The organism is Bradyrhizobium sp. SZCCHNRI3043 (assembly GCF_032377735.1).
In the GTDB taxonomy this organism is placed as follows: domain Bacteria; phylum Pseudomonadota; class Alphaproteobacteria; order Rhizobiales; family Xanthobacteraceae; genus Bradyrhizobium.
In genome coordinates, this window is sequence record NZ_JAUHID010000018.1 from 102,092 (window position 1) to 114,794 (window position 12,703).

The following is a 12,703-nucleotide window of genomic DNA, read 5'->3' on the forward strand; positions in this document are numbered from 1 at the left end:
TGCGTCATGAGTCCGTTGCCGACTCATTGCACACAGTATGCGTAGGCGTGGAGATCTCGGTGCTGGATATTCTGAAAGGACGCCGTGCGAGTGGAACCGAAGGTTCCGATGTCGGTCTTGGGACGATCCGCAAGCCAGTCATCGGCCTGGCGCTCGGCGGCGGTGCGGCGCGCGGCTTTGCCCATATCGGCGTGCTCCGAACCCTGATGGCGCACGGCATCGTGCCCGACGTCGTGGTCGGCACCTCGATCGGGGCCGTGGTCGGCGGTGCCTATGCGGCCGGCCAGCTCGATACCCTGGAGGAATGGGCGCGCAGCCTGCAGATGCGCAACATCCTCGGCTATCTCGACATCCGCCTCAACGGCTCCGGCCTGATCGGCGGCGAGAAGCTCGCCGCCCAGCTCGAAGCCTCGCTCGGCCGCGTCACCATCGAGGAGCTGCCGATGAAGGTCGCAACTGTGGCGACCGAAATCCGCACCGGTCACGAGATCTGGCTGACCCATGGCAGCCTGGTCGATGCGATGCGCGCCTCCTACGCCCTGCCCGGCATCTTCGCGCCGGTCCTGATCGGCGACCGCTGGCTGGTCGACGGCGCCATGGTGAACCCGGTGCCGGTGTCGGCAGCGCGCGCGCTCGGCGCCGAGATCGTGATCGCCGCCAACCTGTCCAGCGACGTGTTCACGCATTCGACGACGATCTACTCGCATGGCCAGCCGGTCGAGGTGCCGGAAACGGTGATGGAGAGCGCGCCGCCCAAGCGCCGCTTCGGCAGGCTGTTCTCACCGGAGCGCGCGGTGAAGCGGCAGTTCTTTGGCGGCGGCGGCCGCCCGGGCATCTCGTCGGTGATGGTCGATGCCTTCAACATCATGCAGGACCGCATCACCCGCGCACGTCTCGCCGGCGATCCGCCGGACCTTCTGATCTCGCCGCGCGTCGGCCAGATCGGCTGGTTCGACTTCCACCGCGCGGCCGACCTCATCGCGTTCGGCACCAGGGCGGCCGAACGTGCGCTGGATTCGATCCAGGAGACCATCGGCCAGGCGACCGGCGCCGTGACGCCGACCGGCGGCAGAGCGACGACTACGCCGTCTTGATGTACTGACGCAGGGCTTCCTGCTCGGTCTCGTATTCCTGGACGCGCCACTTCACGACGTCGCCGATCGAGATCAGGCCGACGACGACGCCGCCCTCGATCACCGGCAGATGGCGGAACTTGCCGTTCGTCATCACTTCCATGATCGAGGCGACGGTATCCGCCGGCTTGCAGCTCACCACCCGCCGCGTCATCACGTTCGACACCGGCTCGGTCAGCGCTGAGGCGCCGCGCTCGCCGAGCGCGCGGACGATGTCGCGCTCGGATAGGATGCCCTCCATCCGGGAGCCCGACATCACCAGCACCGCGCCGATCTTGCGGTCAGCAAGCCGCTTGGCGGCTTCGGCGAGTGTGGTCTGGGACTCGACGCTCTCGACCTGATGGCCCTTGATGTCGAGAATCGCACGTACTGTCATTGCTCGTCTCCTTCAGGGGCCGGTGTGCCTTCTTGAGCGAGGCGTCATTGCGGCCGATGCTTCCAGCGATCGTCAGTCAAGCGAGTCTTCAATCAACAGTCTGGCAACACAACGGATCCAATCCTCCCGATCACGCTTTGGTTGCATTGCACTCGGCAGGCTGGCCTGCGCGGCACAAAATGGCCTGCTTTTGTTCATCCGGAATCGTGCTCCGGTTGCAGTGGACGCAAATGATGAATGAAATCACCTGCGCTCGCAAGCGCAGGATTGCGGCAACTAACGGTCGACCACGTCGGACGGTAACGCAGGCGCAGCATCGTCACGCACATGCGGGGTGGGATCGAACAGCGCAAACAGGATCAGGCCGGCGATGAAGCCGCCGATATGAGCCTGCCAGGCGACGTCGGCGCCCTCGGCGCCGGGCGTGATGCCGCCGATGCCGAACACGATGTTGACGCCGAACCACACTGCCAGAAAGCCGAGGACGCGCGGATTGCGCAGCGCACGCGACAGCGACAACGCCGGAACCCTGGCCGCCGCCTCGGCATCTCCGCGAGTGAACGACAGGAAGCTGCCGCTCACGAAGGCAAAGCGCATCGCGGCCGCCATGGTGCCGGACACCGAGGCCGAGGCGCCGATCATCGGCGCCAGCGCGTGCTCATGGGTGAGCAGATGCGCCAGCGCACCGGCCGCCGCCGTCACCGCCATGAACAGATAGAACCGGGCCGCCCCGAAGCGGCGCGCGAGCGCGCTGCCGAATGGCAGCAGCCACAGCACGTTGAAGCCGATATGCGCCAGATTGGCGTGCAGCAGCGAATAGCTGACGAAGGTCCAGATCTTGGCCGGCGTGCCGCCGGGAAACGCCCCGTCCATCAGGGTCTGGTCGTATCGTTTCGGGACGAAGGCGAACAGGTCGATGATCCAGCCGTTCCACTCGTCCGGCAACAGCACGCGCAGATGGATCACCGCGATCAGCAGGATGTAGGCGGTCAGTGCGCCCGGCAGATTGAGGATCGGCTCCCGCGCCTGCTGGAGCGGCGGATCCTGCGTGAGGTCTGACGAGGAGGAATCCAACGGAACGCACGCCTTCGACGAGAGGAACAGATCCGTCAGATAGGCGGCTTTGGCCGGCCTGTGCAAGCGCACGGCGGCAGAGTTGATGTGCGGCGCGGTGGCAGCGGTGGAGAAAGGGCGGCGGATCCGCAAAAAGAACGAGGGAGGGTCCTGAGAAAACCCTCCCTCCGAGACTTGCCGGCCTCTGCCGCGTCCGGAGCGCCCGGGTTTGTTTTCCCCACCCCGCCCCGTCGCGACGACCAGACTTGTTTGACGCCGCCTGCGTGTACCTCACCGTATCGCGGCGGACCTTCCACCGTCCGGCCGCGATCTGATGAACGCATTGTTAACGATCGCTCGGCGGCCGCCAAGCTCATCGTTAATTTAACCTTAACGCGCGGAAGGCCGGGGGAAAGCCGGCACGATCGCACCATCGGCATGGACGCTGCACCGCCCCTCCTGCGAAAACAAACCAGGGAGGCGCCTGGACGAAAGCGGGACAGCAATGTCCTCCGTGACGTCGAGGGCGCGAGGGATCACCGAGATGAAACATCCGTCCAATCGCGAGCTCTTCGCCTATTGGAACGACAGGCGCGGCCATGCCAAGGCGCCGGAGCGCTGCGACTTCGAGCCGTCGGCCGTGCGCGAGCTGCTCGGCGACATCTTCGTCTTGTCCTGCGACGCCGACAGCGGCTTTCCGTTCCGCATGGCCGGCACGCGGCTGTGCGCCCTGCTCGGCGGCGACGTCAAGGACAGAAGCTTCCCGGCGCAGTTCGCGCCCGCCAGCCGCCGCGAGATCGAAGAGATCACGATGGTCGTGTGCGAGGAGACGCTGCCGGCGATCGCCGGCGTCAGGGCGCAGGGACCGGATCGCACGACGGCGCATTTCGAGCTGCTGCTGCTGCCGTTCGCGACGCGCGCGCATGAGCCGATCAGCCTGACCGGCCTGCTCGCCCCGTTCGAAACGCCGCGAGGCGCGCTCGGACCGCTGGAGATGGTGTCATGGCGCTACATCCATCCGCCGGCCGAGCCGATCGTGCCGCGCGCGCTGCGCAAGCTCGCGCTCGCCCGCGGCTTGATGGTGTATGAGGGCCTGCGCTGACTACGGCTCGCGTAGTTAGGACTTCTGTGCAGAAGCAACCGCAAATACTCCAATTGCGTTACCGCTAGCGGATTGTCGTAAGGGCCGAGAGTTTCGCCTGGAACCTTTCGCGCACCTTCTCTGCCCCGCTCTTCGGGTCGTTGGCTATGAGTGCGTTGACGACGACGAGGCCCTTGCGATAGGCGTCGACGGCGTCTTGCAGGGAGCGGTCGTCTTTTCCCGGCTCGCTCTGCTCGCGCGCGGCGTCACCGATGCGCTCGTAGCCTTCCGCCAGCTCAAGTTGACGCTTGCTATCGTCGGGAAACCTTCCCGCGAGCTGCAGCCGGATTTGCAGACCGGCATCATATTCCTTGAGCGCGTTTACGAAGTCGTGCTGCCTTCGCCAGGCGCTCCCAAGCCTATCGTGCGTGTCGGCTACGTCGCGCGTCCATGCCACTTCATCGAGGCCCTTTGCGGTGATCTCCTCGCGAATTGCCAGAGCACTGCGGTATCTTTCGATCGCGCCCGCCGGGTCCTGCTCTGCCACCGAATCGCCGATGATGACGTATTGCCGGGCGAGGCGAATTTTCCAGTCGACCTTGTCGGGATCGTCGCGGGCGAGGCCGGCTGAGAGGTCGACTGCCATCTGGAAGTACTTCAGTGCGTCGTCGAGCTGGTCTTGCATCTTGTGCACGCGGCCGATCTGCTCGTAGATCCTCGACAAATTGGATCGATAGATGTTGTTTTTCGGCTCCCTGCGGACCAGGGCTTCCCGTATCGTCATTGCCTGCTCGCATTCCGCCAGAGCTTCCTTCGGACGATCGTGCGCAGCAAGGGCATCGCCGATCCGGGTCCGAGCATCCGCCACGGCCTTCTGCGCATCCGGATCGTTCGGGTCCTGAGCCAGGAGAGCGGTGCCAATCGCAAGGGATTTCCGGTACCAATCCAGAGCGCCCTTCCAGTCCGTATTCCGGAGGCTGTCCGCAATCTTGTTCTCGACGAATGCGATTCTTCGGCGCGCCGCGTTGTCCGCGGGACTCTTGTCAGCCAGCTGCTGCGCAATCCGTAGCGCGTAATCAAGTTCCGCTGCGGATCGCTTCAGGTCACGGCCCTCGAAGGCGTCTCCGAGTCGGAACGCAACCTCATAACGCAGCTTCTTCCACTCGTCGTTCTCTGCGTCGTTCTCGAGGAGCTGGTCAGCGAGGTCTTTGGCCGCTTCGATTTGTGTTAAGGCAGCGTCATGTGCTCCAACCAGCAGGTACACATCCGAGAACTTCGTCAGCAGCTTGGCGCGATACTCCATGACTTCCGGCCGATTCTCGACGGCACCGAAGATCTTCTCGGCGCCGCGCAGCAGCCGTTCAGCACTCGAAACCTGGATTGCGCCGGTATTGAGCTGATCCTGAATTACATCGAGCACGCTCCCGACGACGGAAAATGCACTTTTCGCGCTCCGCAGCGCGGATTGCTCCTCCAAATCCGCCTTTCGCCATTCCCACACCGCAAAAACGAGCAAGGCCGCCATGACAATCAGCGCCGCGTTCCTGGCGCGGGAATATCGTCGCGCCTGCAGCTCGTTGTGGGCCCGACTGGCCGCCACGAGCTCCTTGAGCTCCGGCGCGCCCTCCATGTAGGACGCCGCGTCGTCCAGAGCGGCGCCGGAGAGCAGATAACCGGCGTCGAAGCCGGATGCCTGCCAGCGCTGCGCCGTCGCGATGAGCTGCAGCTTCGCCTTGGAGCGGTTCCGCTCGTCCTGCAGCCAGTCGCGCAATCGCGGCCAGCCGTCGATCAGCGCGCTGTGGGCCAGATCGAAGCGATCGTCGTCCCAGCCGACGCCTGGACTACGCCGGATGAGCTCGGCATCCACATATCGCTCCAGAACATGGTCGACGCGACCGGCAGGCGCGATCTGCACCAGAACGTCCCGCCGCACTCGGCGGCGGATGAACCCCTCCACATCGGGCTGCACCAGTTGCAGGAAGACGCACCTCGCGGCCGCCTGGTCGTCAGACGTCAGACCGGCGTAAATCGCTTCTGCTGTACGGATCAGAGCGTCTCGCGGCTTGCCCACCTTATGATAGGCTTCCCAGGTGATGCGGTTACGCTCGCGCTGGTCCCACAGCCTTCCAAGGGCAAATTGCAGCATGGCCAGCGCGCCCGCATCGCCGGCAACGCTCTTGGCGAGGTCCTCGACGATTCCCTCGTCGAACTTGAGCCCGACCGTGGTGGCCGCGCTCTCGATGATGTGCTGCACTTCGGCAGCGTTGGGCGGCGCAAGCGAGAAGCGCGCGGCCGGGTCCTCCCCGAGTGACTTGAGCGCGGCGAGCTGAAGCGCCGGTTGCTGGTACCGCTCCTCGATAATGAGGATGGTCCGGTCCGGCTGGCCACGCGCTCCGACCAGTGCCTGAACAAAGCCCTCCCTCGTCTTCTCGTCCGAGCAGATCGTAAAGATCTGCTCGAGCTGATCGACAACCATGATAACGGGCCGCCCCGGAAATACGCCGTCGAGCAGGGCGCCAAAAAGCTCTGGCGAACGTTCGAGCTTCTGCTTCTGCTCGGTGATCCATGTTTCGAGTTTGGGTAATGCGGGATTGGCAGCCGCCTCATATATGCTCGTGAGCAACGCGGCGAACGGATCTGCTCTCGGAACTACGACCAGAACGAGCGGGCTCTTGCCTTCCCCGACAATCTGCGACTTCATCCTTGGGATGGCGCCGGCCATTACAATCGATGTCTTGCCGCTTCCCATCGGGCCGGTGACGAGCACTACTCGCTGTTCGCGAAGCTGCTCCAGAAGTCTTCGGACAGCCTCCTCGCGCCCGAAAAAGCGCCCTGCGTCGCCTTCGTCGAACGGGTTCAACCCTATGTAGGGATTGGCGGCGCTGGTGAGGTCCGGGGCGTGCGATGGGTCGAAGGGGGCGAGGGCGGGCAGCGTGGCAGAGAGAGCCTCCCGATCGCCGGCCGAAAACTGATACGACGTCCAGTAGGTAATGATGTTCTGGGCAGCCTCGCGGTCGGCCGGCGAATCTATCCATCGTCCCGCCGCCTGCGCCCGATCGACGAACTTATGGACGTCGGCAAGCAGATCTTGGTCGTTCTCTCGATCGCGGGCCGCGCGCATCAACGCGATGTGTTCGGCGCGCAATTCGGTTAGCGAGGTGAATGTTGACGGCACCGGTCCTGAGGCTTCCGGCGCAACTTGGTGATCTTTCGACATGGCTCACACCTTGTCAGACAGTTCTCGCAAAGGCTCACGGATCTTCAGGATGTCTCCACACTGCGCCTTGAGATCTCGATCGACATTGAAGAAGTGAAGAAGCGCCGTATCGCGGAATAGTTTGAAATTTCTGCGCAGCGTGCCGAAATTGGTAACGTGGCTGGCGATCGTCTCGTCGACCCGGCTGGCGTACTCCTTCGCATCCTTCGCCCAGTCCGCTTCAGCCTGCGTGGATGCGATCTCGTCGACGCGCGACTTGATCGCCGGCCAGAATTCCTTGAACAGGTCGAGCGATTCCGGTGTGTTCTTTTCGATGTTGTCTTCGGCCTCCCAGAAATCCTTCTCGATTCTCTGCCATTTGTCGTGTTCCGCAACCCGGCTACTCAGTTGCGACTTGATGTTCCTCAAAGATGCGATCGCCTCTTGAAGGTCGGCAGCCGACGCATCCCCTGCCGGTTTGGCGGCGACAGCATTGGCGAGGATTTCGCTCAGCTCTCGCAACGGGAGCTCTTCGGCATATCGGTTGAGCGATGCATTGACCCTGCTCTGTTCGGAGACGATCACGCTCCGAAACGGGAACACCGCAGTGATCACATCGTGCGTATCCTCGTCGCGAACGGCCTTCCGCAATTTCGGAATCGCCGATTCGAGCTCCTCTATCCAGCCCCGCACATGCGTCCGATCGGCGCCGACCTCCGGGAGCAGCTCGGCCGCCTCGCGCACGCGGCTGCAGATTTTCGCGAGGTCGATGACGTGTTGTTGGAGCCCGAACGATGCTTGCGGATCGCGCCCCAGTTCCTTGGCACAATCGATGATCTCGCGGTAATGTCGCAATTGGATGTCGTGCAGGCAATCGTGCAGCTCCTTGTAATGAAAAAGAGCGTCGATTCTGCTGCTGACCTGGTCGAGCGTTTTGCGCGAGGCGGCGACGACGGAGCGTATCCCGGCGTCCTCCTCGACTTCCCGACGCAGGCTATTGATCCCGGTGTTGAGTGTCTTGACGCTGGCCGGGGTGGAAATGCGATCGAGGTGCTCGTCGACAACCCTCTGAAGGGCCTCGTTGGACTGTTGATCCTCCCAGTTCTTGATGCCATTGAGCAGGTCGAGAAGCCGGCCGTCCCCTTCGACCATATCCAGGAGATCGAGGACGATGTTCGGTTTCGGCTGGTCCCAGGACAGTCGATTGAAAACGACTTTGCCCATCGTCGTGCGAACCAGGATCTTCAGATCGTTCATGTTGAACGCATCGCAGATGCCATGGAGCAGCTTCTTGTCCAAGAGAGAGTCCGCCCCTTTCGCGGAGCCGGCAGCGTCTGTCTCGACCATGGCCTCTACGCCCTTTCACTTGAAGCGAAGCGGACCCAGCGCATCATGGCGCCTCGAACTCGATCTTGCCTGCAAGCCGCTGGCGGATCATTCCAATCGGAATGCCCTGATTGAATTTCGGCGAGCCCCAGGCAGGGTCGCCCATGTGATGCATCGCAACCAGCGACCATTCCATATTGAAGCACGGGGACCCCGATGAGCCTCGGTCGCTGTTAGTGGCATAGCGAACCCGTGTGCCGTTGCCGTTCACGCCGAGCACAGCTTGCGTGTCCACGGCGAGCTTCAAAGGGCTCCCGTCCGGATGTTGGGCTATCAGCAGCGGCATGTCGATCTCAAGTGGCGGCTGTGTCTTGGGCATTGCGATCCAGCGCCGTCGCGGGGCACCGGAGCCGGCGTTCTTGTCGATCGGTTCGTTGCCGATGGATCGCGCCAAGCGGGCGAGTACGAAATCGAGTTCGTCGACCGCTGGAAGATCTCGGTCCGGCTGACCTTCGGCCTCGGCCTGGCTGTAACGCGCGAAGTCGATGCGCCAATCTGAATCGTGCAGCGGCACGACAACTCCTTCCGAGCGCGAGCCATCGGTGAGAACCTTGTAATCAAAATGGCAGGCGATCGCGGCCGGACGTGCCGTCCCCTCGATCGCGGACTCGAGCACGTGATAGTTGGTCAGGATGAGATCCGGTCCTATCAAGAAGCCGGTCCCCATCGCGTTGCCGTCAAACTCAATGCGGCAAACTTGGCCCTCGATCTGTGCCATGCATCCCCGCCACACGCCCATATCGAAGGTCTTAAGTCGCGGACGCACGATCGCTTCGAGGCCGCTTGCGGTGGCACGCTCGGGCGCCGCGGTGACGGACTTGCCCGCGTTCTGTACCGACATCGTCGGCGCCATGCCGAATTTCTCGTAGAGGCGTCGTATCTTCTCGTGGTCAGGCTTCGTAAGATACGCAGCGCGGGCCAAATCGACGACGATCGTCGCGCCCTTTCGCTCCGCCCAGTCGATCAGTTGAAACGCCACGTAGTTGTTCGGACCGGGTGTAACAATGTCTTCCAGCCGTTCGTTTAATCGAACGCGGACCATCATCTCCAATTCTCTAGGATTGAACGCTGCGACAAGCGCTTCCTGGAACTCGCCGAAATCGATGCCCGGTATCATCGCACCAGATCCTGCGCGAACTGAGGTGCCCGCCCGGCCGACGATCGGCACACGACGTCTCGTTGAAGCCGATGGGCTCGTCGTCTCGGTGCCCCTCATTGCTCCACAGAACAATGTGCTGCGCTCAAGCTCTACTTTCAAGAGCATTGTTTACGGTATGTAACCTCCCGCTGAAGTCACCGGAGGGACGGGAGACCGCCAGATCCGGTCTGGAGAGTGTGGATCTTGTCGCGACGACCTCTGGTCGCATCGCATGCGGGCCACGCGATCGGGGCTACGTCCCGCGCCTCACCGCGAGCCGGTCAGCGGGGTGAGCAGACTGCCGTCGGGAGCGAACGCGGCGACGTGATCCGAGATGACGAACGAAGTAAGATCGCGCCCGACGACAAGCGGGCCCTGATAGGCCGTGCGCGTGCGCGCGACCAGCGCATCCTCCGGCACGTCCTGGACCGGCTTCACGGTCGCAAACACGATGTGCGAGTAGACTGCGAGCTTCGGCTTCGCCTCGCTGAAGATCCTGCCGGCCTCCTCGGGCGAGGTGTGGTGGTCCTCGATGGCGCGGTAGTTCGGGTAGGATTTCAGCAGCTCCGGATCGATGACGGCGACCTCATGGATCAGAAGATCGGCGCCCTCCGCCGCCTTCTCCACCCGCGGATCGGGCTTGGTGTCTCCGGACAGCACGACCTTCTTGCCGTCGAACTCGACGACATAGCCGAGCGCCGGCTTGATCTTCTCGCCGTGATTGACCTCGATGGCGCTGACCCTGACGCCGTTACGCTCGTAGACGACGCCCGGCCCGATATCGGTCGCGGCGAAGGCGACGCCTTCGGGCGGATAGTGCTCGTCATCGATGCGGATACGGATGTCCTCGGAGAAGGCTTTGGTGAGATTCTCCGTCATCGCCACTGTCCCCTTCGGTCCGAACACGACCATCGGCCCCTTGCGCGAGGCCCAGGGCGTGCCGATCCATCCGCTCAGCCACATGTCCGGCAGCCCCACCACGTGATCGGAATGCAGATGGGTGAGGAAATGCGCGGTGATGCTGCCGAGCGGGATGTTCTTCTGGAACAGGCGGATCGTGGAGCCGCGTCCGAGGTCGAACAGCAGCCGCTCCGGCCCGGCCTCGATCAGGGTGGAGGCGCTGAAGCTCGACAGGCGCGGCGTCGGCGTGCCCGTCCCGAGCAGGGTCACCTTCATCTCGGCCGCCGCGGCCGGCGACGATCCAACCGCTGCGCAGACCACGACTGCCACGGCTCCCAACCAACTCCGCATGAACGTCTCTCCCGTCTTCACTGGTGTCATTGGCGCGATGCAGCGCCTGCCCATTCTATCAGCTCGTCAAAGGCCGTGGCAGCGTGCTGCAGGAGCACAACGTAACGCTGAATTAACCGTGCAGGACTTAGTTTCAACACTGGATCATCCGGCACGCTAAGAGCCGGCTTTGAGTGGCGAAACATGGCGTTGCCGAACAAAAAACTCTCTCTTCCGGCCGCCGAGGAGCGCCGCCGTTTCCAGCGGGTCAAGGTCCACCTGCTCGGCCGCTACATGCTGCCGGACCGCCGTGAGTTTCCCTGCCAGGTGATCAACATGTCGCCGGGCGGCCTCGCGCTGCTCGCGCCGGGCATCGGCAATGTCGGCGACCGCGTGATCGCCTATCTCGACCATATCGGCCGCGTCGAAGGCAAGATCACCCGCATCATCGACAACGGTTTTGCGATGACGATCGGCGCCACCGCGCGCAAGCGCGACAAGCTCGCCGCGCAGCTGACCTGGCTCGCCAACCGCGACATCCTCAACCTGCCGGAGGATCGCCGCCACGACCGTATCATTCCGCGCAACCCGATCGCGGTGCTGACGCTCGAGGACGGCACCAAGATGACCTGCCGCATCATCGACATGTCGCTGTCGGGCGCGGCGATCGCGGCCGAGACCCGGCCGCCGCTGAAATCGCAGGTCATGCTCGGCCGCGTGCAGGCGCGCGTGGTGCGAAATCTCGAAGGCGGCTTCGCGATCGAGTTCCTGCACGCCCAGATCGCCGAAACGCTCGAAGACAGCGTTACCGCGCGGTAAAGCCGCAAGCCTCTGAAATCCCGCAACTTCACGGAGCACACGGCGTCCGCCACCGCGGGCGCCGTGTGGCGTTCGGCCAGCGCACAGGTGGTCCGGCGCGGTTAATGGCTGGCGGGCAAAGCGCGGCAGACCCTGCAACGGCAGCGGTTCCCGGCTTAATGCCGCGCATTCGATTCAACCCCGAACGATTCAAATTTTAGCTAAGTTCGATTCAAGTGAAAGTCGAATAAGCCCTTTGTTTTACTTGGATTTGCGTCAAATCCATCGTGGCGATTTAGCGGCAGCGAAAAATCTTTATGAGACACATGGTCCCAACGAAAACGGGGGGCCAAAAATGGTCAAGCGGACGGGACAGGCAAAAGGGTGGGCGGTCGCAGCCTTCCTGATGGCGATGGGCGGGATGGCGCATGCCGGCGATGACCGGGTGCTCTATGCGAGCCTTGGCGACACCGCACGGGCACCGATCGGCTGGGTCGAGTTCTGCACCGAGACGCCCGAGGAATGCCGCGGCGGCGCGTCGCAGCCCCGCGACATCGTGCTGTCCCAGACCGCCTGGCGCGATCTGCTAAAGGTCAATCGCTGGGTCAACGAGAACGTCAAGCCCATCACCGACATGGACCATTGGGGCGTGGTCGAGAAATGGTCGTTGCCGACGGACGGCTACGGCGACTGCGAGGATTACGTGCTGCTGAAGCGCAAGCTGCTGATCGATGCCGGCTGGCCCCGCGAGGCGCTGCTGATCACGGTGGTGCGCGACAAGAAGGGTGAAGGACACGCCGTCCTCACCGTGAAGACCGACAAGGGCGAATACGTGCTCGACAATCAGAACGAGAGCGTCGTCGCCTGGACCGAGACCGGCTACCGCTTCGTCAAGCGGCAGTCGCAGGGCGATCCCAACGTCTGGGTCTCGCTCGGCGACGGTCGCCCGGCAGTGGCCACCGCCAGCGCAAGAGAACGCTAAGGCGTCCGCGAACGCTGATCAGAGAGGCGAGACACGAATTCGAGTTACGCGACCCGGTCACATCCCCACCCCTCCCCGTCCCAGACCGGTTCGCGCGCGGCCAGGCCTCCCCCAAGGCCTGGCCGCAACTTTTTTGAGCCAGCCGAAATTCACGAAAACCGCTTGAATTCCACGGCTTGGCAGCACCGTTCCGGTCCCGCTCGCCGATCCACCCGTCACTTCGGCCGCTCGGGCCAGGCCCGACTGACCTGATCGCGCAGTTCCTCGAGCCCGCACGCGAGGCGCAAGTCCATCGGTATACTCGTTCTTTTTGAGGAACTGGCGGCCGCT

General features: G+C 63.4%; 10 protein-coding genes. 4 read left to right on the forward strand and 6 right to left on the reverse strand.

Annotation, left to right across the window (positions count from 1 at the left end):
• Positions 1-59: 59 nt before the first annotated feature.
• Entirely contained in the window at positions 60-1,094 is a 1,035-nt protein-coding gene (locus QX124_RS26645) for a patatin-like phospholipase family protein (RefSeq protein WP_315798718.1), read from the forward strand.
• On the opposite strand, the gene QX124_RS26650 is transcribed toward QX124_RS26645, so the two are convergent.
• Positions 1,081-1,509, reverse strand: coding sequence for a CBS domain-containing protein (locus QX124_RS26650; protein WP_315737503.1), 429 nt, complete (start codon positions 1,507-1,509; stop codon positions 1,081-1,083). The genes QX124_RS26645 and QX124_RS26650 overlap by 14 nt on opposite strands.
• 276 nt (positions 1,510-1,785) lie before the next feature.
• Entirely contained in the window at positions 1,786-2,583 is a 798-nt protein-coding gene (locus QX124_RS26655) for a rhomboid family intramembrane serine protease (protein ID WP_315737726.1), read from the reverse strand.
• 523 nt (positions 2,584-3,106) lie between these two features.
• Between QX124_RS26655 and QX124_RS26660 the strand changes: the two genes are divergently transcribed.
• Entirely contained in the window at positions 3,107-3,664 is a 558-nt protein-coding gene (locus QX124_RS26660) for a PAS domain-containing protein (RefSeq protein ID WP_315798719.1), read from the forward strand.
• Positions 3,665-3,728: 64 nt separating this feature from the next.
• Here the strand turns inward: QX124_RS26660 and QX124_RS26665 are convergent, their stop codons facing one another.
• From QX124_RS26665 to QX124_RS26680, 4 genes are all read right to left on the reverse strand, one after another.
• Positions 3,729-6,860 (reverse strand): tetratricopeptide repeat protein, encoded by a 3,132-nt coding sequence (locus QX124_RS26665; RefSeq protein ID WP_315798720.1) that lies wholly within the window; start codon positions 6,858-6,860, stop codon positions 3,729-3,731.
• Between the two features lie 3 nt (positions 6,861-6,863).
• Positions 6,864-8,138: a hypothetical protein gene (locus QX124_RS26670; RefSeq protein ID WP_315771090.1), complete on the reverse strand. Its 1,275-nt coding sequence runs from the start codon at positions 8,136-8,138 to the stop codon at positions 6,864-6,866.
• Between the two features lie 91 nt (positions 8,139-8,229).
• Entirely contained in the window at positions 8,230-9,393 is a 1,164-nt protein-coding gene (locus tag QX124_RS26675; RefSeq protein WP_315737499.1) for a trypsin-like peptidase domain-containing protein, read from the reverse strand.
• 237 nt (positions 9,394-9,630) lie between these two features.
• Complete coding sequence (locus QX124_RS26680) at positions 9,631-10,614, reverse strand: MBL fold metallo-hydrolase (RefSeq protein WP_315798721.1); 984 nt, start codon at positions 10,612-10,614, stop codon at positions 9,631-9,633.
• 183 nt (positions 10,615-10,797) lie between these two features.
• Between QX124_RS26680 and QX124_RS26685 the strand changes: the two genes are divergently transcribed.
• Both QX124_RS26685 and QX124_RS26690 read left to right on the forward strand, forming a co-directional pair.
• Positions 10,798-11,412, forward strand: a complete 615-nt coding sequence (locus QX124_RS26685; protein WP_315737497.1) for a PilZ domain-containing protein — start codon at positions 10,798-10,800, stop codon at positions 11,410-11,412.
• Between the two features lie 334 nt (positions 11,413-11,746).
• Positions 11,747-12,373, forward strand: a complete 627-nt coding sequence (locus QX124_RS26690; RefSeq protein WP_315737496.1) for a transglutaminase-like cysteine peptidase — start codon at positions 11,747-11,749, stop codon at positions 12,371-12,373.
• Positions 12,374-12,703: the final 330 nt, after the last annotated feature.

Coding starts and splice junctions, on each gene's coding strand:
- QX124_RS26685 (WP_315737497.1), top strand. CDS start 10,798: ATGGCGTTGCCGAACAAAAAACTCTCTCTTCCGGCCGCCGAGGAGCGC.
- QX124_RS26665 (WP_315798720.1), bottom strand. CDS start 6,860: ATGTCGAAAGATCACCAAGTTGCGCCGGAAGCCTCAGGACCGGTGCCG.
- QX124_RS26680 (WP_315798721.1), bottom strand. CDS start 10,614: ATGCGGAGTTGGTTGGGAGCCGTGGCAGTCGTGGTCTGCGCAGCGGTT.
- QX124_RS26690 (WP_315737496.1), top strand. CDS start 11,747: ATGGTCAAGCGGACGGGACAGGCAAAAGGGTGGGCGGTCGCAGCCTTC.
- QX124_RS26650 (WP_315737503.1), bottom strand. CDS start 1,509: ATGACAGTACGTGCGATTCTCGACATCAAGGGCCATCAGGTCGAGAGC.
- QX124_RS26660 (WP_315798719.1), top strand. CDS start 3,107: ATGAAACATCCGTCCAATCGCGAGCTCTTCGCCTATTGGAACGACAGG.